We start from the raw sequence: 23226 nt of genomic DNA, 5'->3' as shown, positions 1-23226 counted from the left end.
GGCCGATGGCCCCCTCCTTAATATGCATGCAAGTGAGATCTGGAATCAAACCCCAACAGGATTAGCCTTCTCCGGATCAATCTTGTACTGCTTGATCGCCCGGGCCACATCCTTCGCGGTCATCTTCCCTTCCTTCGCCAGCGCCGCAATCGCGGCATGGGCGATGTAGTAGCGATCCACCTCGAAGAACCGGCGCAGGTTCGCACGCGTATCCGAACGGCCGAAACCATCCGTACCCAGCACGGTGTACGACATCGGCACGAACGCGCGGATCTGGTCCGCATACGCACGCACGTAGTCGGTGGCGGCAATCGCCGGGCCCTGGCGGCCTTCCAGCAGCTCGGTCACGTAGGCCTTGCGCTGCTCACCTTCCGGATGCAGGCGGTTGGCACGTTCCACGTCGAAACCATCGCGACGCAGTTCGTTGAAGCTCGGGCAGCTCCAGATGTCGGCGGTCACGCCGAAGTCCTTGTCCAGCAGCTCGGCCGCAGCAATGGCCTCACGCAGGATGGTGCCCGAGCCCAGCAGCTGCACGCGCAGCTCGCCCTTCTTCGGCTTGCCGGCGTCGGTCAGCAGGTACATGCCCTTGACGATGCCTTCGGCCGCGCCTTCCGGCATTTCCGGGTGGGTGTAGTTCTCGTTCATCAGGGTGACGTAGTAATACTCGTCCACCTGATCTTCCATCATGCGCTTGGTGCCGTGCTGCAGCACCACGGTCACTTCGAAGCCGAAGGTCGGGTCGTAGCTGCGCACGTTCGGGATGCCACCGGCCACCAGATGGCTGAAGCCATCTTCGTGCTGCAGGCCTTCACCGTTCAGCGTGGTGCGGCCGGCGGTGCCACCCAGCAGGAAGCCGCGGGTACGCATGTCCGCTGCCTGCCAGGCGATGTCGCCCACGCGCTGGAAGCCGAACATCGAGTAGTAGATGTAGAACGGCAGCATCGGCACGTTGCTGACCGAGTAGCTGGTACCGGCCGCCATCCACGAGCTGATCGCACCCGGCTCGCTGATGCCCTGCTGCAGCACCTGGCCGCTCTGGTCTTCGCGGTAGAACATCAGCTGGTCGGCGTCGACCGGCTTGTACTTCTGGCCGAACGGCGCGTAGATGCCGATCTGGCGGAACAGGCCTTCCATGCCGAAGGTACGGGCTTCGTCGGCCACGATCGGCACGATGTGCGGGCCCAGTTCCTTGTCACGCAGGGTGATGTTCAGGCTCTGCACGAACGCCATGGTGGTGGAGTAGCTGCGCTCGCCGCTGCTCTTCAGCAGGCGGTCGTAGGCTTCCAGCTTCGGCGCCACGAAGGTCTTGTCGGCCTTGCGGCGGCGCTGCGGCAGGTAACCGCCCAGCGCGGCACGGCGCTCCTGCAGGTACTGCACTTCCGGCGAATCCGGGCCCGGGTGGTAGAACGGCACCTGGCCGTCGGCCAGCTGCGCGTCGGTCACCGGAATGTTGAAGCGGTCGCGGAAGTGGCGCACCGCTTCGTCGTCCAGCTTCTTGGTCTGGTGGGTCGGGTTCAGCGCTTCACCGGCGCTGCCCATGCCGTAACCCTTCACGGTCTTGGCCAGGATGACGGTCGGCATGCCCTTGGTGTTCACGGCCTGGTGGTAGGCGGCGTACACCTTGTGCGGGTCGTGGCCACCACGGTTCAGGCGCCAGATGTCGTCGTCGCTGAGGCCGGCGACCATCGCAGCGGTTTCCGGGTACTTGCCGAAGAAATGCTCGCGGGTATACGCGCCGCCGAAGGCCTTGCAGTTCTGGTATTCGCCGTCGACGGTTTCCATCATCAGCTTCTTCAGGACGCCGTCGCTGTCCTTGGCCAGCAGGGCATCCCAGTAACCGCCCCACAGCAGCTTGATCACGTTCCAGCCGCCGCCACGGAACACGCCTTCCAGTTCCTGGATGATCTTGCCGTTGCCGCGCACCGGGCCATCAAGGCGCTGCAGGTTGCAGTTCACCACGAAGATCAGGTTGTCCAGGCCTTCACGGCCGGCCAGCGCGATGGCACCCAGGGTTTCCGGCTCGTCGCTCTCGCCGTCGCCGATGAAGCACCACACCTTGCGGTCGGACTTCTCGATCAGGCCGCGGTTTTCCAGGTAGCGCATGAACTGCGCCTGGTAGATGGCGGCCAGCGGGCCCAGGCCCATCGACACGGTCGGGGTCTGCCAGTACTCCGGCATCAGCCACGGGTGCGGGTACGAGGACAGGCCACCGCCGTCCACTTCCATGCGGAACTTGTCCAGCTGCTCTTCGCTGATGCGGCCTTCCAGGAAGGAACGCGCGTAGATGCCCGGGGCGCTGTGGCCCTGGATGAACAGCAGGTCGCCCGGGTGGTTCTCGCTGGGGGCACGCCAGAAGTGGTTGAAGCCCACGTCGTACAGGGTGGCGCCGGAGGCGAACGAGGCGATGTGGCCGCCCAGGTCACCCGGCTTGCGGTTGGCGCGCACCACGGTGGCCATCGCGTTCCAGCGGATGATCGAACGGATGCGCCATTCCAGCTCGGCATTGCCCGGGCTCTTGGCCTCGAGCTGCGGCTCGATGGTGTTGACGTACTCGGTGGTGGGAGAGAACGGCAGGTAGGCGCCCGAACGACGGGTCAGTTCCACCATGCCTTCCAGCAGCTGATGCGCGCGCTCGGAGCCCTCGACATCAATAACGGCCTTCAACGACTCGATCCACTCCTGGGTTTCCACAGGATTCGGGTCGTTGTTCAGCACCTCGTTCAACCAGTTCATTAGCGCTCCCATAACCGCACGCACGCGCGCGACTGTTGTATAGATTTCTAGACCGCAAAGTGTAGCGCACCAAGGGCTTTCGTCACTTGGCTACGCAGGCGTATGGATGCAACCGGCCAGTGTCCGCAAGGGGCTTGCAAGGGCCCGTGATGGCCCTGCGGCGGGCCTTGGCGGCTGCGCGGGCTGTCGCTTGCGGGCCGCTGCGGCCATGTGCAGGACGCAGTGTTACCGCTGCCGATGACGGTTGTAGGGCAACGCCGTCACCACGATAGGTGGAGGCCGGGGCGTGGTTCTGAACCGGCGACAACATGTCGCAGCCGCCACTGGATCGGCGCCTACGATGGGCCCAGCGTGGGCCGCGAGTGATGGGCCTGGCGCCCTGCTCCCTTCCACAGTACCGCCGGGGCGCCCTGCAAGGGGCGCCCCTTTTGCTGTGCGCGCGGCTGGCCGTGGCCCAAAACGGGGCCGCTTGTGGCCGAATCGATGATTGCCGGCTTCGATATATCGATATATCGTTTGCACACTCGTTTACCGATATATCGAAATGAGCCGTACCCCCTCTCCCAGAGCCCGTTCCACCGATCCGGCGGTGCCGCGCCGCAACGGCCAGCCGCGGGTGCTCAGCCGCGGCGACCTGCGCCTGCTGGTGCTGGCCCTGATCGGCGAGCAACCGCGCCATGGCTACGAGCTGATGCAGCTGATCAGCAACCAGTTCATGCAGGCCTATACGCCCAGCGCCGGCACCATGTACCCGCTGCTGGCCAGCTTCGAGCAGGCCGGCTGGATCGAGGCCGAGGAAGTGGACGGCAAGCGGATCTTCCGCATCACTGCCGCCGGCGAGTTCGAGCTGAAGGTGCAGCGCACCCAGGTGCGGCTGGCGCAGCGACGCGCCTTCGACCGCGCCCGCGAGATCACCAAGGCCTCGCTGCCGCCGCCGCTGGCCAGCGCCCTGCGCGAGTTCAAGCGGGCGCTGGTGCACCACCACGGCCGCTGGGCCGAGGGCGAGGCGGACGAGGTGGCGGCGCTGCTGACGCGGGCTTCGGCCCTGCTGAACGGTACCGCCGGTAGCGAGGCATCACCGCTTTCAACGACCCAGCCAGACTGACTCCAGCCAGGTCCTCCCCATGCCGCGCGCCCCCGCGCGACCCTTTTACAGGTATCCCCATGACCGAACACAACAACACGCGCCTGCGCCTGGATGTGCGCTTCCGTGAACTGACCGTGCTGCGCACCGAGGAAGTCACCCCGCACATGCGCCGCGTGGTGCTGGGTGGCGACGATCTGGCCGGTTTCGATTCGCCCGGCGCCGACGACCACATCAAGCTGTTCTTCCCCAACGCTGCAGGCGAGATGGTGCTTCCGGTGCTGACCGCCGAAGGCCGCAGCTACCCGGCAGGCAAGGAGCCCTCGCCGGCCCGCGACTACACCCCGCGCTGGTGGGACCACGAAACCGGCGAGCTGGCCATCGACTTCGTGCTGCATGACCAGGGCATTGCCGGGCCGTGGGCCGAGCAGGCGCAGGCCGGCGACGTGCTGGTGATCGGCGGCCCGCGCGGCTCGTTCGTGGTGGCCGACAGCTACGACGCTTATGTGCTGATCGGCGATGAAACCGCGCTGCCGGCCATCGCCCGCTGGCTGGACGTGCTGCCGGACGGTGCCGAGGTGCAGGCCTTCATCGAAGTGAGCGATGAAGCCGAGCGCCAGGACCTGCCGCAGTACGAGAACGTGCGCATCCACTGGCTGGAGCGCAACGGCTTCCCGGCGGCCAGCAGCACGCTGCTGGAAGACATGCTGACCGACTTCGAAGCGCCGGACGGTGATGTCTTCTACTGGATCGCCACCGAATCGCGCCGTGCGCGGATGATGCGCAAGTTCATTGAAGGCCACCTGGGCGTGCCGCGCGACTGGATTCGTTCCACCGGCTACTGGAAGGCCCACCCGGACGAAACCGACGGCGATTGATCCAAAGAAGGTAGGTGCGGACCGTTGGTCCGCACGCCTTCCAACGGGTAGTGCCGGCCGCTGGCCGGCAACCTCATGAACCTTCGGCAGGAACCTGCAGCTGCCGGCCAGCGGCCGGCACTACCACGTTGGATGCCACCTACCGCGCGATGATCAGCAGCGGCAGCAGCCCGAAACCCGCACGCATCGCGCTGCGCGCGATGAGTCGAGCGTGGCTCGACTCTACAGTGGGCCGGTCATGCACTTTTTGCCTGGGGGTAGTGCCGGCCGCTGGCCGGCAACCTCATGAACCCTCAGCAGGAACCTGCAGCTGCCGGCCAGCGGCCGGCACTACCGCGTTGTGCGCTACCTGCCGCATCCACCCGAACCGCCGCGCGGCCCAGATCTCCAGCGCTACCAGCAGTGCGATGACCAGCAGTGGCAGCAGCAGCCCGAAGTACACACTGGGCATCATGCCGTTGATCTGCGCCTTCACCAGCCGCAGCACGCCCTGCGTGTGCAGCAGCTCATCGACGTGCATGGTCAGCGCCTCGCGCACCACCTTGGGCTCCAGGCCGATCGTGCCGGCCTTGTCCACCAGCGTGTCTTCCACCATGCCGCGCAGCAGGCCCTCGCGCACCTTGCCGATCACCCAACCGGTGCCGCGCGCCAATGGGCCGTTGCCAAGTCGGTCGAGGCCGGGCAGCGGATGCTCGCTGAGGTAGGCCGAGGCCACGATATCGGCAACGTCGCCCACCGTGCCCTGGCTGCGCAGCGCCTCGCGCATGCGCGGGTCATCCAGCGAATCGGTGAAGCCTTCGCTCCAGCCTTCCACCAGCGTCTGCAGGTGTGGCTGGAAATGATCGAGCTGCTTGAACAGCGCGCGGTGCGCACCGGCAGTGAAGCCTAGTTGCAGGCCGAAGAAGGCGGTGGCCAGCGGCAGCAGCACCACGTAGCTGGCCAGCAGCCAGTGATGCCAGCGCGTGCGCCGCTGCAGCCAACCGCGGCGGTGCAGCCAGCGCCAGCCGAGGATGCCCAGCGCCAGGCCCAGCAGTGTGCCGAGCACACTGCCGCCCAGCAGATCGAGCACGCTCAGGCCCGTCCAGAATTCGTTCAACCAGTACTGCGCATCCTGCATGGGTCTTCCTTCCGTGGGCAAAACAACAGCCTATTGTAGAGCCCAGCCCACGCTCGGCGGCTCCGCCCTCGGTGGGTGCGGACCGATGGTCCGCACACTCCCATGCAATTGCCGGCCAGCGGCCGGCACTACCGAGCTGACAATGCGACAATCGCGCTCCTTTCCTGCAGCAACGAGGCCCACATGGCCAAACTGACCCTGGCCAGCGTGGATGCGCTGCGTACCCGCTTCGCTGATGACGCTGCGTGCGATGCCGCGCTGGCCGCCTTCGCCGACACCGCCGCCGTGCGTGCGCCGCTGCGCGAGCTGGTGGAAGCACAGCACCGCTACCTGCAGGCCGAATTCGAAGTGGCGCAGGTGGCCGATGTGCTGCGCCGCGACCAGAAGTACGCACCGGTGGGTCGACCGTCGATCAACATCGTGCAGCTGCGCAAGCAGCAGGCCGCGACCAAGCAGGCCGCGTTGATCGCACGCCAGGTGGTGGCGCAGGCCGCGCAGACCTTCGTGCGCGTGAGCGGGTTGGCGGTGAAGGCCAAGCAGAGCCCGAGCGAGGCGTGTGCGGCGTGGATGGGTGCGCTGCGCTGAGGGATCGTGCGGACCAACGGTCCGCACCCACCAACTGCAGGTCCGCACCCACCCGATGCAGGTTGGCACCTACCGGTAGTGCCGGCCGCTGGCCGGCAACCCCGTCGGCATCGGGCATCTCGCATGCAGCCGGCCAGCGGCCGGCTCTACCGGAACCCAAAAAGAAGGCCCGCTTTTCAGCGGGCCTTCTGCCTTCTCACGACGAGTGAGCGGGGTGCATCAAGCGGCCGGCTTTTCGCCGGTAGCTTCGGTGGTGATGCGGATCTTCACTTCATCGCTGACGTTCGGGGCATAGGCGCCGACGCCGAAATCGCTGCGCTTCAGCGTAGTGGTGGCATCGAAGCCGGCGGCCGGAACCTTGGCCATCGGGTGCTCGCCGCCGCCGTTGACGGTGACGTCCAGGGTGACCGGCTTGGTGATGCCCTTGATGGTCAGGTCGCCGGTGACGGTCAGCTTGTTGGTGCCGGCCGCTTCCACCTTGGTGCTCTTGAAGGTGGCATCGGCGAACTTGGCGGCGTCGAAGAAGTCGGCGCTCTTCAGGTGCTCGTCGAACTTGGCGGTGAAGCTGTTCAGGCCGCTCAGCGGCAGCTTCACTTCCACGGTGGACTTGGTCACGTCTTCGGCGTTGTACACCAGGGTGCCTTCAACGTTGCCGAAGTGCGCGCTCGGGTGGGAGAAGCCGAAGTGGCTCCACTGCGCCAGCACGTCGGTGTGGCTCGGGTCCAGCTTGTAGGTGCCCGAGGCGATCTTGATCGCTTCGGCAGCCGGGGCGGCAGCGGCAGCATCGGCGGCCGGAGCAGCCGGGGCAGCAGCCTGTTCGGTGGTGGCCGGGGCAGCAGCATCCGCGGCCGGGGCAGCGGTGTCGGCCGGCTTGGAGCAGGCGGCGATGGCCAGGGTCAGGGCCAGCGGCAGCAGCAGTTTACGGGTGGCGCTCATCTGAGGAACTCTCCGGATCGTAGGGTGGGTGCAACAGGGGCCGCCAAGGTGACGGCCCGAAACCGATACAGCGACTTACGCGATGCGCGCCGCTTCGTCGAACGACAGGCGCGGCAGACGCGGGAACAGGCCCGCCGGGTCACCGTAACCCAGGTTGACCAGGAAATTCGACTTGATCGAAGTACCGGCGAAGAACGCTTCATCCACCTTGGCCGCATCGAAGCCGGACATCGGGCCGGCATCCAGGCCCAGCGCGCGCGCGGCCAGGATCAGGTAGGCGCCCTGCAGGCTGCCGTTGCGGATGGCGGCTTCGTGGCGGCCTTCCTGCGGGCCGTCGAACCAGGCCTTGGCATCGGTGTGCGGGAACAGGTACGGCAGCTTTTCGTGGAAGTCCAGGTCGAAGCCGATGATGACGGTGACCGGGGCGGCCATGGTCTTGTCATGGTTGCCTTCGGACAGGGCCGGGGCCAGCTTGGCCTTGGCTTCCTTCGAGGTGACGAAGACGAAGCGGGCCGGCGTGGTGTTGGCCGCGGTCGGGCCCCACTTCACCAGGTCGTACAGTTCCTGCAGCAGGCTGGCCGGGACCGGCTTGTCGAGGAAGGCGTTCTGGGTACGGGCAGTGCGGAACAGCTGATCGAGGGCAGCAGCGTCGAGCGCGTGGGACATCGGTGGATCTCCAGGGCGGCGAAGGGAAGTCAGTGCCCGCGGGCGGCGCGGGGCGAATCGACGAGCCGCAGTGTAGAGTGTCGCGACTGTTGCAACACCCAGCAGGGCTGAAACGAATTAATGCCAATGGTGAAACGATCGAGCGCACCCTGGACGGTCACTGACGGCCGCGCGGGCAATGTCCGCCAGGCGGTTGCGCTGGCCTCGGCGCTGCGCCAGGGCACCCATCGGCCGCTGGTGCTGCAGCCGCGCGCGCCGTGGCGCTGGCTGTCGCCGCGGCGGTTGCCCGGCGATGTGAACGGCTATGGCGAGGCCTTCGCGGCGCTGGGCGCCGAGGCCCCGGCGCTGGCAATCGGCTGTGGCCGCCAGGCCGCCGGTGCCCTGCGCGTGCTGCGTGCCCGCGGCAGCCAGGTGGTGCAGATCCTCGATCCGCGTATCAGTGCCCGCCATTGGGACGTGGTGGTGGTGCCCGAGCACGACGCCCTTCGCGGCAGCAACGTGCTGACCCTGCTCGGCAGCCTCAACCCGGTGGACGATGACTGGCTGGCCTGGGGCCGCGCCGCGTTCGCCGGCTTCAGCACCCTGCCTGGACCGCGCACTGCATTGCTGGTGGGCGGGCCCACGCCGTTGGCACCGTGGGATGAAGCGGCGATGGTGGGCGTATTCCGCGCACTGGCCGAGCAGATCCGCAGCGAGGGAGGCAGCCTGCTGGCCACCACCTCGCGGCGCACGCCACCCGCCTTGGCCGAGATCCTGCGCGCGACCTTCGCCGACCTGCCGCACGTGATCTGGGGCGATGGCGGCGACGGGGTGAATCCGTATGGCGGCCTGCTTGGTTGGGCCAACCGCGTGGTGGTCTCGCCCGATTCCGTGAACCTGCTCTCTGAAGCGTGCGCCACGCGCATGCCGGTGAGGGTGGCACTGGCCGATACTGCACAGGGACGGCTGGCACGTTTCCAACAGCAGCTGCGCGAACGCGGCCGGTTGCAGGAGCGCTGGCTGGACTGGCACTACGATCGCATCGAACCGCTGCGCGAAACCGCGCGGATCGCGGCCGAGGTGAAGCAGCGCCTGGCATCAAGGTAGTGCCGGCCGCTGGCCGGCAGCGCCGTACATGGCATTGAGGTAATGCCGGCCGCCCAGCGCTTTTTGAACGTCTCGATGTGCGGGCGCGGTTAGAGTCCAGCTTCCCCCATCACGCTGAACGCCTTCATGCGCACCCTGCTCCTGCTGCCGCTGGCCCTGCTTGCCGCGTGCTCCACGTCGCCCACCGAGCTGGACCCGATCTCCTACCAATGCCAGCAGCAGCTGGATGCGTACCGCGAACAACCGGCGCTGCGCGATCCGAAGGGCCAGCGCCCGCCATTGCCGGTGGCCCCGATCAGCGATGCCTGCGACAGGGAACTCAAGCGCAAGGGCGTGGACCGCCCGCTGCGCTGACCGGCGTATGATCGGCGCGCGGGCCTGCCCGCCGTTGAAGGTACCGACATGGATCGTTTCTATCGCCTGCCGCGCGCCGCGCTGCTGATCGCCTGCCTGCTGGCGGCCGCACCGGCCTGGGCCAACAGCACCGAGTGCCGCGCGCACTACCCCAGTATGGCGTCGCAGGCGGCAATGCTGGACGTGGCCTGGACCACCGCCGAACGCCTGGATGCACTGCCCGATGTGGATGTGGTGGTGGCCGCGCGCGGTGGCCAGGACCTGAGCCGCTATGGCCTGCGCCATAGCCACCTGGCTTTCCTGCTGCGCGAGGACGACGGTCGCTGGCGCGCGATGCACCTGCTCAACCGCTGCAAGACCGACAGTTCGCAGCTGTACCACGAGGGCCTGGGCAACTTCGTCGGCGAGAGCGGTGGCCATACCGACCTGCGCATCGGCGTGCCGTCCGCTGAGCTGCGTGCGTCACTGCGGGCGATGCTGGTATCGCCGTCGATCCAGCCCAAGGCACTGCACGAAACGAAGTACAACGTGGTCGCCTATCCGTTCGCCACCGACTACCAGAACTCCAACCAGTGGGTACTGGAAGTGCTGGCGGCGGCGATGGCACAGAGCGAGGGCGCGCCGGCCATCGTCAAGCGCGAACAGGCCCAGCAGTGGCTGCGCCAGCAGCGGTACCAGCCCAGCGTGCTGCATATCGGCCTGGGCAAGCGCGTGGGTGCGCGCCTGTTCGTGGCCAACGCCACCACCACCGATCATCCGGCCGCCGAACGCATCTCCGGCAACTACTCGGTGGTGACGGTGGAATCGGTGTTCGACTTCCTGCACCAGCGCAGCCAGCTGCAGCAGGAACTGGTGATTCCCCATGTGCCGGTGGCCGGTGCCACCGCGGCGACCCCCTGAATCCTGCAAGGAGAACGACATGCGCCTGCTGCACGCCTCCCTGATGCCGCTGTTGATTGCCGCCGGCCTGGCCTGCGCCACCGCCGCCCACGCCGAGCGCCGCATCGTGATCATCCACGACCCCGGCCCGCAGGGGCCGAGCCTGGAGATGTCCACGCAGATGGTGGCATCGGCGCGCGCGGCCGCGGTCAAGGAAGCCCAGGATGCGGCCACCGCCGGCCAGCCACTGGCCCGCCCGCAGCAGATCAAGCTGCCGCAGATGCAGGTGAGTGCGATCGCCACCACTGTGGATGGCCGCCGCGAGGTACTGCTGCGCGACGCCAACAATCCGCAGAACACCGCGTCGATGCAGTACCCGCGCGGCGTCGGCGACCCGGCCGTGCAGTTCACCGTCGGCCAGACCGTCAACTTCGAACCGACCGGTGCCCAGCAGGGTTGGCAGTTGAAGGACAACCAGGGCCGCGCACTGGAATACCTGCCCGAGGCCACCGGCCCGCGCGACATCTTCGATACCCGGCGCTGAGCCGCCGTTTCCATTCCGACCAGGAGGTCTGCATGTTCCGTTGCCTGCGCGTTCCCGCTTCTGCCCTGCTGCTTTCCGCGCTGCTGGTGCCCACCGTCCACGCCGGCGCTGCGCCGCAGTTGAACAGCAGCCAGGCCAGCGTGATCGTGACCTCGTTCGTGGTGCTGTCGCTGCCGCTGGCGGCCTCGATGGGCCTGTCCGAACTGTCCAAGGCGCCGTTCAAGGCCAGCGAGCGCAACGGCAAGGCCACCCGTACCAAGGCGGTACCGTTGCCGCCGATGGAAGTGAAGAAAGTGGAGACCACGCCAGACGGCGAGCGCCAGGTGCAGCTGCAGGTGCCGGACAAGGCCGACCACACGGCCACCCTGCGCTGGACGGCGCAGCCAGAGGGCGAAAACCCGACGGCCGCCTTCGTGGTCGGCCAGCAGGTGCATTTCGACCCCACCGACGCCGGCGCCGGCTGGAACGTGAAGAGCGCTCAGGGCCAGACCCTGGCGTACGTGCCGACCGCGTATGCCGCTGGCGATGTGATGAGCGAAGCGCTGTAAAACTGAACGAGCGGTTTTGGCTTTGCTGCGGGCCGGGCGGATAATGGGCGATCCCCCTGGTTTCCCCTGGCTCGCCATGTCCGTGCGTCCTGCCCCTGTCTTTGCCCCGTTGACCCCGCGCGCCCTGGTGCTGGCGGTGCTGGCGATGGGCGCGGTGGTACTGCTGTCCAACGTACTGGTGCAGTACCCGATCAATGACTGGCTGACCTGGGGCGCCTTCAGTTATCCGGTCGCGTTCCTGGTCAGCAACCTGATCAACCGCCGCTTCGGCCCCGGCCCGGCGCGCCGCGTGGCGTGGATCGGTTTCCTGGTGGCGGTGCTGCTGTCGATCTGGGTGGCGACGCCGCGCATCGCCATTGCCTCGTGCTCGGCGTTCATCGTGGCGCAGCTGCTGGACATCACCGTGTTCGACCGCCTGCGCCGTGGCAGCTGGTGGCGCGCGCCGATGGTGGCTACCACCTGCAGTGCGACGGTGGATACCACCATTTTCTGGTCAATCGCGTTTGCCGGTTCGACCCTGCCGTGGGTGAGCTGGGCCGCCGGCGACCTGGCGGTGAAGCTGGCGATCGGCGTGTGCCTGCTGGCCCCGTTCCGCGCACTGCTGTGGAAGATGGCGCCGCTGCGCGCCACCAGCTGACCGCCATCGCCCTGGTAGGTGCCGACCGTTGGTCGGCCCGCTCTGGTAGCTGCCAACCTTGGTTGGCACGCTGTTGCCGGGGGCATGGACCCTGATGGCCTGTGCCGACCAACGGTCGGCACCTACCAAGGGCGGGCCATTGCCGGGGTCATGAACCCTGATGGCCTGTGCCAACCAAGGTTGGCGCCCACCAGAAGCAGGCCATTGCCCAGCCATCGCTGCCTGTCAGGCGAACGGCAGTTCTGCGGCGATGCACGCCGCCGTGATCGCTGCACATGCCTGTTCAATCGCCGGGGTGGTCGGTGCCAGTCGCGGGCGTCGATCCAGCGTGCAGGCCAGGCCGACCTCCAGCAACGTCGCGTGCGCGGCGTGCAGCGCCTGCGTGGTGGCATCGGGCAGGAAAGCGGCGGCGCCCAGCGCATCGATCAACGACGGTGTGTCGCGCGGCTCAAGCAGCGCCGGCACCTGCGCACTGCGCGCCAGCACGCCGGTCTGCAGCAGGAATTCCAGATCCACCACGCCACCGGCGCCCTGCTTCAGGTCCAGCCGTGCGGCATCGCTGCGGTCCAGCTCTGTTCGCATGCGGCCGCGCATCTTCAACACATCGGCATACAGCACGCCGGCATCACGCTCGCGACCCAGCGTCTGCGCACGCACCTGCTCGAAGTCGGCCAGCAGGCTGGCGTCACCGGCCACGCCACGCGCGCGCACCAGCGCCTGGTGCTCCCAGGTCCATGCGCGTTCGCGCTGGTAGTCGGTGTAACTGGCCAGCGAAGACACCAGCGATCCCTTGCCGCCATCCGGGCGCAGGCGCACGTCGATGTCGTACAGGCGGCCAGCGGCGGTGACCGCACCGAGCAACGCCATCACCTTCTGTGCCAGCCGCGCATACCAACGCCCCGGCTCCAGCGGGCGCGCGCCATCGCTGGCGTCCACCCCGGCCGGGTTGTCGTGCAGGAACACCAGATCCAGATCGGAACCGAAGCCCAGCTCCAGGCCGCCGAGGCTGCCATAGCCGATGATCGCGAAGCGCCCACCGGGAATCTCGCCGTGCGCGGCGCGCATGTCGGCCTCGGCCATCGCCAGCACGGTGACCACCACCGCCTGTGCCAGTTCGGCCAGTTGCCGCGTGCTGTCCACCGCACCCTGGCGGCCATCCAGCGTGGCCATCGCCATGCGGAAGCTGAGCGCCAGCCGCGTCTCGTTGAGCCAGCGCAGCGCGGATTCGGGATCTTCCACCGCCAGCACCTGCTGGCACTCGGCCAGCATGCCGGCGGCATCGGGCATCGGCCCGGACACGCGCACGTCCAGCAGTTCGTCCAGCAGCAACGGATAGGCCGCCAGACGCTCGGCCAGCAGTGCACTGCGCGCCAGCACATCGACCAGACGCGCCAATGCGCTGGGCTGTTCGTCCAGCAGCGCCAGGTAGCTGGTCCGGCGCAGCACCGCCTGCAGCAGGCCGAGCACGCGCTTGAGCGCGGCATCGGGCTGCGGCGAGCGCGTGGCCGCATGCAGCAGCGCCGGCAGCACGCGATCCAACCGCGCACGCGCGGCATCGGACAATGACTTCACACCCGTGCCCTGGGCGAAATCACGCAGCGACTGGTCGGCGCCGTTGGCGTCGAGGAAACCGGCTTCGGCCAGCAACGGCGCGTTGCTGCCGTCGGGCAGGCTGCGCCAGTAGTTGGCCAACGCATCGGGCGCGGCCTGGCCCTTGCGCGGCGCCAGCAGCGCGGCGAACTCAGTACTGACCCGCTGCTGCTGTGCGGCCAGTGCCGCGCGCAGCACCTCCCAGTCCGGATAGCCGAGGCCGACGGCGATGCGCTCGCGGTCCAGCGTGTCGCTGGGCAGCACATGGGTCTGCGCATCGCGCAGCATCTGCAGGCGGTTTTCCAGCCTGCGCAGGAACAGATAGGCCTCGCGCAGCGCGCTGCCATCCTCCGGCGCGATCTGCCCGGCCGCCACCAGTGCCTCCAGCGCCACCAGCAGGCGACGCTCGCGCAGTGCCGGTTCACGGCCGCCGCGGATCAGCTGCAGTGCCTGGCACAGGAACTCGATTTCGCGGATGCCACCGGCACCGCGCTTGATGTCCTCGTGCAGTTCACGGCGCGCAACTTCGGCAGTGATCGCCGCCTTCATCTCGCGCAGGCCGTCGAGCGCGGTGAAATCCAGGTAGCGGCGGTACACGAACGGGCGCAGGGTCTGCAGCCACGCTTCACCGGCTTCGATGTCGCCGGCCACCGCGCGCGCCTTCAGCCAGGCATAGCGTTCCCAGTCGCGGCCCTCGCGCTGGAAGTACTGGTCCATCGCCGCGAACGACAGCGCAACGCGGCCAGCGCTACCAAACGGGCGCAGTCGCAGGTCGACGCGATGGCTGAAACCATCGACGGTGGTTTCGTCCAGCAGTTTGGCCAGGCGCTGGCCGAGGCGGGCGAAGTACTCCTCGGCGGCCAGCGCGCGCGGGCCGTCGGATTCGCCGCCCTGCGGGTAGGCGTAGACCAGGTCGATGTCGGAACTGAAGTTGAGCTCGCCACCGCCCAGCTTGCCGAGTCCGAACACCACCAACTGCATGGGTTGGCCGTGGTCATCGCGGATGACCCCGTGGCGTTGCGCGAATTCCTGTTGCAGCGCGTCCAGCGCCAGCCGCAGGCAGTCTTCGGCCAGGGTGGTGGCGCCGGCCAGGGTCTGTGCCACGTCATCCAGGCCGGCCAGATCGCGCCAGATCAACCGCGTCGACATCGCCGTGCGCCAGCGTCGTAGCTGTGAAGGCCAGTCGCTGGGCTGCAGCGGGTCGAGCACCGGCGTCGGGATCGGCGGGCAAGCGGGCGCGGCCAGCTGCGCCAACAGCCCCGGCTGGCGCACGAGGGTGTCGAGCGCGAAGTCGCTGGCGACCGCCAGCCGGGTCAGCAGCGGCTGCAGTTCGGGCGGGATCGGCTCGGGCAGCACCTGGGCCAATCGCGACAAGGCGCGATCAACGACGGGCTGCAGGGTAGCGGGCAGTTCAGCGGGGGCGAAGGTCATGGCCCGATTGTATCGACCCGGCCGGGGCGCAACGGACCCGGTAGTGCCGGCCGTTGGCCGGCAGGGGTGCGCAGGTTGCCGGCCAGCGGCCGGCACTACCGATAATGGATGTCGCGTATTCATAATGGGCGGCAGGCAATAAAAAAGCCCGCTTGCAGCGAACTGCCAGCGGGCTCTGCTCCCTCCCCCACGTCGGGATGCAGGGCCATCGTGCGGGCTGCGAAAGCACTTTGCACGCTGCACTGCAAAACAAAACCGGCCGGTACGGGTGACCCCGGTAGGGAAAAGCCATTCCACGAAGGTAGAACCCCCCGTACGGATGAGGATGGCCGATAATCGGGTTTCCCCCCAGAAACACTGTCGTCATGTCTGTTGATCGCATCGCCAACGCGCGTCTTCGTGACCGCGTGGTCTCCGCCGAGACCGCAGCCGCGCTGATCCAGCCCGGTGAAACCGTGGCCATGAGCGGCTTTACCGGCTCCGGGTATCCCAAGGCCGTTCCCGTCGAACTGGCGCGCCGCATCGAAGCGGTGCATGCCCAGGGCAATCCCTTCCAGATCAAGCTGATGACCGGCGCCTCCACCGCGCCGGAACTCGATGGCGCGCTGGCCAAGGCCGATGGCATCGCCATGCGCATGCCGTTCCAGAGCGACCCGGATGCGCGCAACCGCATCAACGAGGGCAAGCTGGATTACATCGACATCCACCTCAGCCACGTCGCCCAGCACGTGTGGTTCGGCTTCTACGGCGAGATCGATACCGCCGTGATCGAAGTGTCGGCCATCCGCGAGGATGGCTCGCTGGTGCCCTCCACCTCGGTGGGCAACAACAAGACCTGGCTGGACCTGGCGAAGAAGGTGATCGTCGAGGTCAACGAATGGCAGCCGGCCGGCGTCGACGGCATGCATGACATCTACTACGGCACCGCGCTGCCGCCGCACCGCAAGCCGATTCCGCTGGTGAACGCCAACGACCGCATCGGTGACACCGCGCTGCGCTGCGACCCGGACAAGATCGTGGCGGTGGTGCGCACCAACGGCCCGGACCGCAACAGCCCGTTCAGCCCGATCGATGCGACCAGCGAGCAGATCGCCGCGCACCTGATCGAGTTCCTCAAGCACGAAGTGAAGAAGGGCCGCCTGCCGCCGAACCTGCTGCCGCTGCAGTCGGGCGTGGGCAACATCCCCAACGCGGTGCTGGCCGGCCTGGCCAAGAGTGGTTTCCGCGACCTGGCCGCGTTCACCGAAGTGATCCAGGACGGCATGCTCGACCTGCTGCGCGATGGCGTGCTGAGCTACGCCTCGTGCACCGGCTTCGCACTGAGCCCGCAGGCCAACGAGACGTTCAAGGAGCACATCGATTTCTACCGCGAGCGCATCATCATGCGCACGCAGGAGATCTCCAACCATCCGGAACTGGTGCGCCGCCTCGGCTGCATCGGCATGAACGGCATGATCGAAGTGGACATCTACGGCAACGTCAATTCGACGCACGTGATGGGCACGCGGATCATGAACGGCATCGGTGGTTCGGGTGACTTTGCCCGCAATGGCTTCCTGTCCGCCTTCCTGAGCCCGTCCACCGCCAAGAACGGCACCATTTCGGCGATCGTGCCGATGGCCAGCCACGTCGACCACACCGAGCACGACGTGTCGGTGATCGTCACCGAACAGGGCCTGGCCGACCTGCGTGGGCTGACCCCGCGCAAGCGTGCGCAGGTGCTGATCGACAACTGTGCGCACCCGGATTTCCGCGCGCAGCTGCAGGACTACTTCGACCGTGCCAGCCGCGAGAGCTACGGCAAGCACACCCCGCACCTGCTGCCGGAAGCACTATCGTGGCACCAGCGCTGGCTGGATACCGGCACGATGAAGGGTTGAGGCCCGCGAACCCTGGTAGAGCCGGCCGCTGGCCGGCTCCCCGGAACAGCCGGCCAACGGCCGGCTCTACCTTCACGCGGCGCGCAGCGCCGCCAGCGATTCGGCCTGCAGCCGCTCGTAGATCTCGAACTCGTCATTCACCGCCACGCCCAGCGCCTGCTCGAAGGCCTCGCGGTTGGCGTGCGCGGCATAGGCGCGCTGTTCTTCACCACCCAGGTTCGACTGGAAGATGCCCGCGGCGCTGACCGGCAGGAAATCCTCGTAGACGATCGGGTCGGCAGTGGCCAGGCCGGTGGCCACCAGCACTTCGGCCGGCAGATCGGCCACGCGTTCCGGCGCGGCGCGGCCGGCGTCGGTCAGCTGGTAGCGGTAGTAGCCCAGGCCTTCCTGGCGCAGCGTGTCATGGTCATCCGGGAAGCTGGCGAACACCGCTTGCAGGCGCTGGCCGTAGTCGCCACCGGTGCTGCCTTCGCCACCGGCATCGCGTGCCTGCGACAGCAGCTGGTCGTACAGCGCGCGGCCCTTCGGGGTCAGCGCAAGCCCGCGCTGCTCGATCTCGCCGAAGCGCGCGGTATGCGTGCCGGCATCACCGCCTTCGCTGTCCGGGAAATGCACCGCTTCTTCCAGTGCCTTGAAGCTGGTCTGGCGCAGCAGGATCGGGCAGGCACGGCGCGGCGGGCCTTCGATTACCGCCTTGGCGGCCATGCCGTGCTCGATCATCGCCGCCTGCGCCGCGTCGATATCCAGCGTGCGCGGGGTCAGGTGGTTGATGTGCGGGCCACGGAAACTGACCACATCGGCTACCAGCCGGTGTGCCTTGTTGAGGGCGTGGTAGGTCGGCAGGTCGACGGTGGCGTCGCCGTGCCAGCGGAAGGTTTCCAGCGCTTCTTCGACAAAACGTTCGGCATCTTCCTGCGACAGGCCACCGTCACGCTCGGCCTGGTCGATCAGCGCCAGCGCGCCCTCGGTGAAGATGCGGCGGCGTTCGAGAATGCGCGCAGCCTCGGCGCGCAGCGCTTCGTCTTCGATCAGCTCCAGGCGCAGCAGCGAGGTGAACACGCGGAACGGATTCTGTGCCAGCGCGGCACCGGTCAGCGGCCGGAACGCGGTGGAGTGCACCGGAACGCCGGCCACCGACAGGTCGTAGTAGCCGACCGGGAACATGCCCATCACCGCGAACAGGCGGCGCAGCGTGGCCAGTTCCTGCACGGTGCCGACGCGGATCGCGCCATGGCGCTCCTCGTCCAGGCGCGCGCGCTCGTCGTTGCGCTGCAGCTGCGCGGCCAGCGCCGGGTCCTGGTCCAGCACCTGCGCGTTGATCCGCTCCACCAGTTCCACCAGCGTGCCGTACAGCGGCACTTCGGTGCGGTACATGCGGGACATGGCCTGGGCGAACAGGCGGCGGATCACATCAGGCGAAACGAAAGAGGCGCTCATCAGTCACTCGATTACGGGAACGGGGAACAGCTCGAACACGTATTGTCGCCGGAGCGCGCGGCGGCTGCGATATGCAGAGCAACATGACCGCGATCGGGTAGTGCCGGCCGCTGGCCGGCAACCTCTGGATGCCTGGAGCATAGGATAGGAATTGCCGGCCAGCGGCCGGCACTACCGCTTCAGCTGGCGCTTCAGCGTGGCATCCAGGGTGATCGGCCGGTCCCAGTGCTGGTAGCTGGCCACGATGGCGTGGCGCACCGCGCGGACATGCAGGTTGTCCGGTTTCACCGGCATGCGCGTGACCACCGCCTCCCAGCCCCCCTCCGGGTCCTGGCTGAAGGCGCGCACGCTGTCACGGCAGGTCTGGTCGCTGGCCTTGGCCCAGAAACAGGCGAAATAGATATCCCCGGCCTGCCAGCCATGGGTGGTGAACAGTGCGCTGATGTAGCCGCGCGGCACGCCGGCATAGCGCGATACCTCGTCGAGGAAGGCGTCGGGGTAGCGTTCGGCGTAATGGTTGATGTCCTGCAGCTGGGCATCAATCCAGCGGTCACCGGTTTCCACGGTGTAGGCCGCCGAGCGCTCGGCGGTCTGCTGGGCCAGCACGGTGGCCGGCGCCAGCAGCAGGGACAGCATCAGTGCGCGCAGTCGGACGTTCATGCCCCGATTCTGCCGCAGCCGCCCGGCCCTGTCAGGCCGCCGCAGCCGCCTTGGCCTCGATCGCGGCCAGCGCGGCCGGCCAGTCATGCGCGGTATCGGCAGTGACCATGCGCGGTTCGTCGTCGGCCACGCCGTGCTGGGTCTCGTGGGCCCAGGTCACCGCGTACGGGGTATGCACGCCCCAGCCGCCAAGGGTGACCACCGGCTCGATATCCGAGCGCAGCGAGTTGCCGACCATCACGAAGCGCTGCATCGGCAGGTCGAACTCGGCCAGCACGCGCGCGTAGGTCTCCGGGTCCTTCTCCGAGACGATCTCGATGCGCGGGAACAACTCGCGCAGGTTGGCCACCTTGATCTTGGCTTCCTGATGGAACAGATCGCCCTTGGTGATCAGCACCACCGGGTACTGTTCGGCAATGGCCGCCACCGATGCGCGCACGCCGTCGATCAGCTCGACCGGGTGGCGCAGGGTGTCATGGCCGATGTCCAGCATGCGCTGGATGTCCTTGGCGTCGATGCGCTGGCCGGTGATATCGATGGCCGCTTCGATCATCGACAGCACCATGCCCTTCACGCCATAGCCGAACACGGCCAGGTTGCGCTGCTGCACTTCCAGCAGGTGGCGGGCGGTCTGGGTGTCGTGCACGTCGACGTAGCGCGACAGCAGGTCCAGGTAATCCTGCTCGGCCTTGCGGTAGTAGTCCTCGCTCTTCCACAGCGTGTCATCACCGTCAAAACCAACCAGGCCGATGGCGCGCGACGGCGCAGGCATGGGGGTATTCATCCGCCAAGGATACAGGGGCCCGGTGGACGGGAAAAACCCGGGCGGCCGTAGCCGCCCGGGTCCCCATGCACCGGTTTTCCCGAATCAGGTGTGGATCAGCGGCCCTGCGCCGCGCCGGCACCTGCGCCGGCCTGCTGGGCGGCCACGTAGGCCTTGTACTCATCGGCGCTCAGCTCGCCGTCCTTGTTGGTATCGGCCTGGTCGAACACCTGGGCGAGGCCCGCGTTCACCTGTGCCTCGCTCTTGCTGATGGTGCCGTTGCCATCGGTGTCGATGCTGGCCCAGGTCTGGCCACCGCCATTGGCCTGTGCCGAGGCCGCTGCGGCCGCGTTGGTGGCCTGGTCAGCCGCCTGCCCGGCCTGTGCCGCCGCCTGCTGGGCCTGCGCGGCTTCATTCTGCGCCTGCGCGGCCTGCTGCTTGGCCGACTGGGCCATCGCCGGGATGGCCAGCACGCTGCCGGCGGCGACGATCAGGGCGATCAGGGGCTTGCGGTTGCGAATAGTCATCAGGGGTGTCTCCTACCGATTGGGTGGTGTTGCGCGGCGTGTTGTCTCCGCACGGCACCTACCCTGCCACCGCCTTTCTGAATCGATTTTGGGTTGCGACCGGCATGCATACACGCGATTAACCACTGGCCTGCGCGCATGCATTAGCACGCTGGTTAGGGCGGAGTGAGCAGCTCATAAGCTGCGCATTCAGCGCAGCGGGATTTAACCGGCAGGCAACGAAAAACCTGCGTCAGTCGACGGTTTTTTCCAATGACCGCGAACTGAACATCACCCATCCCAATGCAACACCGGCCAGCGCACCGGCGATTTCCAGCACCACGCGGCTGCCCAGTTCGTTCGGATCGTGGATGGTGGACAGGAACAGGCGCGCATACAGCGGCGACTCCAGCCGCACGATGCCCATGTAGAACAGCTTCCATGCATCGATGCCGGTGGAGATCACCACCGAGATGACGCACGCCCAACCGATCGCATGGCCCACCGACCAGTGCAGCAGCCGGCACAGGCGCGACCACAGGAAGTACACCAGCAGGCCGACCAGCAGGGCGATGGCGCCGGCTTCCAGGGTGCCGAGCAGGCCGAAGTGCAGGGGAAGGTTCATCGGGTGGGCAGGGATGAGAAGGCGGCCAGTGTAAGGGTATCGGCAGGGCGGCGCCCTGCAGATACCCCTACCGCACCGGGACGTCGTACGCGGTGCCGGGGTCCGGTTCGGGCTGCAGCGTGTAGTGCCACCACTCCTGCGGGTAATTCACGAAACCGCGCCGTGCCATCGCGCGCACAAGCCGCTGTCGATTCGCCTGCTGCACGTCGCTCAGTCCGCTCGTCTGCGTATGCGCACGCGGCCCGAAGAAATCGAAATCCGTCCCCATGTCCAGCGGCGTGCAGGTACCGCTGCGGCAATCGAGCAGGCCGAGGTCGACGGTGGCACCGCGGCTATGGCCGGAACGCTGGGCGATGTAGCCGTCGGCCAGCAGGTGCGGCTTGTCCAGGTCCGGATACTGCAATGCCTTGCGCGAAAGCTCGCGCGGGTCGTTCACCCAGGCCATGAAGGCCTGCACCGAGCGCACCGGTCGATAGCAGTCGTAGATCCGCAGACCCCATCCATCTGCGCGCAGATCCCGCTCCACCCGGGCCAGTGCCTTCGCCACGGGCGCCAGCAGATAGCAGGAAGGCGCCTCGTAGCCGGGTACCGGCGCGCCGGTGAAGTTGTTGGCGCCGGCGTAACGGATGTCCATGTCGATGCGCGGCGACAGCGTGCGGATCTCCACCAGTCCGGCGCTGGCCGCATCGGTGGCCGCTGAAACGCGCGGTACCTCAGTGGCGCTGGCGGTCGTGGCCAGGGCAATCGCCAGTACGAGTGAAATGCAGGTCCTGGAAGTCATAGCTGAAGTCGATGTCCGGATCGATGGCGCGCAGGTCCAGCGTCGGCGACAGGCCTTCGCCCGGCTGCAGCCACGCCTGCGCTTCGTCGCCCAGCGTATCCCAGCGCAGCAGCCAGCGCCCTTGCAGCTGCAGTACCGTGGCCTGCAACCTGGGCGACTTGTCCACGCTGAAACGCAGGCCGTCCTTGCCCGGGCACAGCGAGGCCGGACCCAGCCACGGGTCGGTGTAGCGGCCCTGCCAGCGGGGCAAATCGGAAGCCGATGCCTGCCGTGCATCCGAAGTCATCGGCCGCTGATGGCCGGTTGCCGCCCGCGTGGCCTGGTCAGCCTTCAGTTCAGCCAGGTACTCCATCGCCGGCCGCGCTTCATCGGGTGCGGTGAAGCGCTTCAGCATGGCCTGCATCAGCGCGGTACGCGCATCCTCGCCCTCGCCGTTGATCAGCATCACCACGCCCACCTTGCGGTCGGGCAGCAGCGCCAGCGACGAATACATGCCCGACAGCGTGCCGGTGTGCGCCACCTTCCACTGCCCGTCCATGTCCGACACACGCCAGCCGTAGCCATAACCGTAGAAGTGCGCGTTGTCCCAGCGCCGCTGCCGTTCGCCCAGCGGCATCGGCATGTGCAGGGTCCACAGCGTGCGGCGCTGCTCAGCGCCCAGCCAGTCCGGCGCCAGCGTGGGATCCAGCAGCACTTGCATCCAGCGCGTCATGTCACGCAGCGAGCAGCGGATGCCACCGGCCGCCATGGAGGGCAGGTCGGGGCTGATGGCCCCATCGATGTTCACCACCTCGTTGCGTTCGCCGCGCCAGGCATGCGGTTGCGCCACGTTGCCCACGCGTTTCACCGACCACTCCCCCACTTGGCAGCGTGCCATGCCCAGTGGCTCGAACACCTGTTCGCGCATCAGCTGGTCATAGGGCTTGCCACCGGCCGCAGTGGCCACTTCGCCGGCCACCACATACATCAGGTTGTCGTAAGCGTAGTGGCTGCGGAAGCTGCTGACCGGCTTCAAATGCGCCAGCCCGGCGATGATGTCGGCACGGGTAAACGTGTTCGGCTCTGGCCACAGCATCAGGTCGCCCGCCCCCAGGCCGAGGCCGCTGTTGTGGATCAGCAGGTCGCGCACCTGCATCTGCTGGCCCACCCATGCGTCATGCATGCGGAACGCCGGCAGATAGCGCTGCACAGGGTCATCCCAGCGCAGCTTTTCCTGCTGCACCAGGCGCGCCAGAAGCGCGGCGGTCATCGCCTTGCTGTTGGAGGCGATCTTGAACAGCGTGTCCTCATCAATGCGCCCGCCATCGCCGCGCGCGCCTTCGGCGTGCCGGTAGACCACCCGCCCCTGCTCGACCACGGCCATGGCCAGCCCGGGCAGATGTTCGTGCTGGACCACGGCCGCGACATCGGCATCGATGGATGCGGTGCCGGCCGGCTGCGCTGCCGCAGCCGGAAACACTGCCAAGGCGGCCATGCAGAGGCCACGCCGCGCGTGCACGATGGGCG

Annotated in this window: 22 protein-coding genes; 10 read left to right on the top strand and 12 right to left on the bottom strand. The window is 67.5% G+C overall.

What is annotated here, in order from left to right:
* Nucleotides 1–45 precede the first annotated feature (45 nt).
* A complete protein-coding gene (gene aceE, locus N440_RS19920) occupies nt 46–2733 on the bottom strand; it encodes a pyruvate dehydrogenase (acetyl-transferring), homodimeric type (protein WP_046984452.1) in 2688 nt (895 codons plus the stop codon).
* Between the two features lie 544 nt (nt 2734–3277).
* Between aceE and N440_RS19915 the strand changes: the two genes are divergently transcribed.
* A complete protein-coding gene (locus N440_RS19915; RefSeq protein WP_133936412.1) occupies nt 3278–3838 on the top strand; it encodes a PadR family transcriptional regulator in 561 nt (186 codons plus the stop codon).
* A gap of 59 nt (nt 3839–3897) precedes the next feature.
* Nucleotides 3898–4695 carry a siderophore-interacting protein gene (locus N440_RS19910; RefSeq protein WP_133936411.1) on the top strand — a complete coding sequence of 266 codons (798 nt, stop codon included), beginning with the start codon at nt 3898–3900 and terminating at the stop codon, nt 4693–4695.
* Nucleotides 4696–4978: 283 nt separating this feature from the next.
* On the opposite strand, the gene N440_RS19905 is transcribed toward N440_RS19910, so the two are convergent.
* Nucleotides 4979–5812 carry a hypothetical protein gene (locus tag N440_RS19905; RefSeq protein WP_133936410.1) on the bottom strand — a complete coding sequence of 278 codons (834 nt, stop codon included), beginning with the start codon at nt 5810–5812 and terminating at the stop codon, nt 4979–4981.
* Nucleotides 5813–5995: 183 nt separating this feature from the next.
* On the opposite strand from N440_RS19905, the gene N440_RS19900 reads away from it, so the two are divergent.
* Nucleotides 5996–6397 (top strand): hypothetical protein, encoded by a 402-nt coding sequence (locus N440_RS19900; RefSeq protein WP_133936409.1) that lies wholly within the window; start codon nt 5996–5998, stop codon nt 6395–6397.
* A 219-nt stretch (nt 6398–6616) separates the two neighbouring features.
* On the opposite strand, the gene N440_RS19895 is transcribed toward N440_RS19900, so the two are convergent.
* Together N440_RS19895 and N440_RS19890 are read right to left on the bottom strand one after the other, a co-directional pair.
* Nucleotides 6617–7333, bottom strand: coding sequence for a YceI family protein (locus N440_RS19895; protein WP_008267283.1), 717 nt, complete (start codon nt 7331–7333; stop codon nt 6617–6619).
* Between the two features lie 75 nt (nt 7334–7408).
* Nucleotides 7409–7999 (bottom strand): malonic semialdehyde reductase, encoded by a 591-nt coding sequence (locus N440_RS19890; protein ID WP_049457907.1) that lies wholly within the window; start codon nt 7997–7999, stop codon nt 7409–7411.
* A gap of 126 nt (nt 8000–8125) precedes the next feature.
* Between N440_RS19890 and N440_RS19885 the strand changes: the two genes are divergently transcribed.
* The 6 genes from N440_RS19885 to N440_RS19860 all read left to right on the top strand — a co-directional run bounded on the left by N440_RS19885 (nt 8126) and on the right by N440_RS19860 (nt 12047).
* Nucleotides 8126–9085, top strand: coding sequence for a mitochondrial fission ELM1 family protein (locus N440_RS19885; protein WP_133936408.1), 960 nt, complete (start codon nt 8126–8128; stop codon nt 9083–9085).
* Nucleotides 9086–9211: 126 nt separating this feature from the next.
* Nucleotides 9212–9439 carry a hypothetical protein gene (locus N440_RS19880; RefSeq protein ID WP_049457909.1) on the top strand — a complete coding sequence of 76 codons (228 nt, stop codon included), beginning with the start codon at nt 9212–9214 and terminating at the stop codon, nt 9437–9439.
* 48 nt (nt 9440–9487) lie between these two features.
* Nucleotides 9488–10339 carry a DUF2145 domain-containing protein gene (locus N440_RS19875; RefSeq protein ID WP_133936407.1) on the top strand — a complete coding sequence of 284 codons (852 nt, stop codon included), beginning with the start codon at nt 9488–9490 and terminating at the stop codon, nt 10337–10339.
* Between the two features lie 19 nt (nt 10340–10358).
* Nucleotides 10359–10862, top strand: coding sequence for a hypothetical protein (locus tag N440_RS19870; protein WP_049457911.1), 504 nt, complete (start codon nt 10359–10361; stop codon nt 10860–10862).
* 32 nt (nt 10863–10894) lie between these two features.
* The gene (locus N440_RS19865) at nt 10895–11410 is read left to right on the top strand and encodes a hypothetical protein (RefSeq protein WP_133936405.1); all 516 of its coding nucleotides are present in this window, start codon (nt 10895–10897) and stop codon (nt 11408–11410) included.
* A 76-nt stretch (nt 11411–11486) separates the two neighbouring features.
* A complete protein-coding gene (locus N440_RS19860; RefSeq protein WP_040009082.1) occupies nt 11487–12047 on the top strand; it encodes a queuosine precursor transporter in 561 nt (186 codons plus the stop codon).
* Between the two features lie 225 nt (nt 12048–12272).
* Here the strand turns inward: N440_RS19860 and glnE are convergent, their stop codons facing one another.
* The gene (gene glnE, locus N440_RS19855) at nt 12273–15068 is read right to left on the bottom strand and encodes a bifunctional [glutamate--ammonia ligase]-adenylyl-L-tyrosine phosphorylase/[glutamate--ammonia-ligase] adenylyltransferase (RefSeq protein WP_133936404.1); all 2796 of its coding nucleotides are present in this window, start codon (nt 15066–15068) and stop codon (nt 12273–12275) included.
* Between the two features lie 365 nt (nt 15069–15433).
* Between glnE and N440_RS19850 the strand changes: the two genes are divergently transcribed.
* Complete coding sequence (locus N440_RS19850) at nt 15434–16948, top strand: acetyl-CoA hydrolase/transferase family protein (RefSeq protein WP_053448609.1); 1515 nt, start codon at nt 15434–15436, stop codon at nt 16946–16948.
* A gap of 72 nt (nt 16949–17020) precedes the next feature.
* Here N440_RS19850 and N440_RS19845 read toward each other — a convergent pair whose 3' ends face one another.
* The 7 genes from N440_RS19845 to N440_RS19815 form a co-directional block, all read right to left on the bottom strand.
* Nucleotides 17021–18385 (bottom strand): VOC family protein, encoded by a 1365-nt coding sequence (locus N440_RS19845; protein ID WP_133936403.1) that lies wholly within the window; start codon nt 18383–18385, stop codon nt 17021–17023.
* A gap of 171 nt (nt 18386–18556) precedes the next feature.
* Complete coding sequence (locus N440_RS19840) at nt 18557–19045, bottom strand: hypothetical protein (protein WP_133936402.1); 489 nt, start codon at nt 19043–19045, stop codon at nt 18557–18559.
* A gap of 31 nt (nt 19046–19076) precedes the next feature.
* Nucleotides 19077–19829 (bottom strand): HAD family hydrolase, encoded by a 753-nt coding sequence (locus N440_RS19835; RefSeq protein WP_133936401.1) that lies wholly within the window; start codon nt 19827–19829, stop codon nt 19077–19079.
* A 95-nt stretch (nt 19830–19924) separates the two neighbouring features.
* Nucleotides 19925–20335, bottom strand: coding sequence for an EF-hand domain-containing protein (locus tag N440_RS19830; RefSeq protein WP_004153928.1), 411 nt, complete (start codon nt 20333–20335; stop codon nt 19925–19927).
* A 232-nt stretch (nt 20336–20567) separates the two neighbouring features.
* Complete coding sequence (locus N440_RS19825; RefSeq protein WP_004153927.1) at nt 20568–20939, bottom strand: hypothetical protein; 372 nt, start codon at nt 20937–20939, stop codon at nt 20568–20570.
* 67 nt (nt 20940–21006) lie between these two features.
* Nucleotides 21007–21720, bottom strand: a complete 714-nt coding sequence (locus tag N440_RS19820; protein WP_166671589.1) for a M15 family metallopeptidase — start codon at nt 21718–21720, stop codon at nt 21007–21009.
* A complete protein-coding gene (locus N440_RS19815) occupies nt 21653–23194 on the bottom strand; it encodes a serine hydrolase domain-containing protein (protein WP_133936400.1) in 1542 nt (513 codons plus the stop codon). The genes N440_RS19820 and N440_RS19815 overlap by 68 nt, the downstream gene beginning before the upstream one ends.
* Nucleotides 23195–23226: the final 32 nt, after the last annotated feature.

It is taken from the genome of Stenotrophomonas sp. CC22-02 (assembly GCF_004365115.1).
Classification (GTDB): Bacteria; Pseudomonadota; Gammaproteobacteria; order Xanthomonadales; family Xanthomonadaceae; genus Stenotrophomonas; species Stenotrophomonas forensis.
Note: the sequence above shows the minus strand (reverse complement) of the source record. Positions and strands in the feature narration are given on the sequence as shown.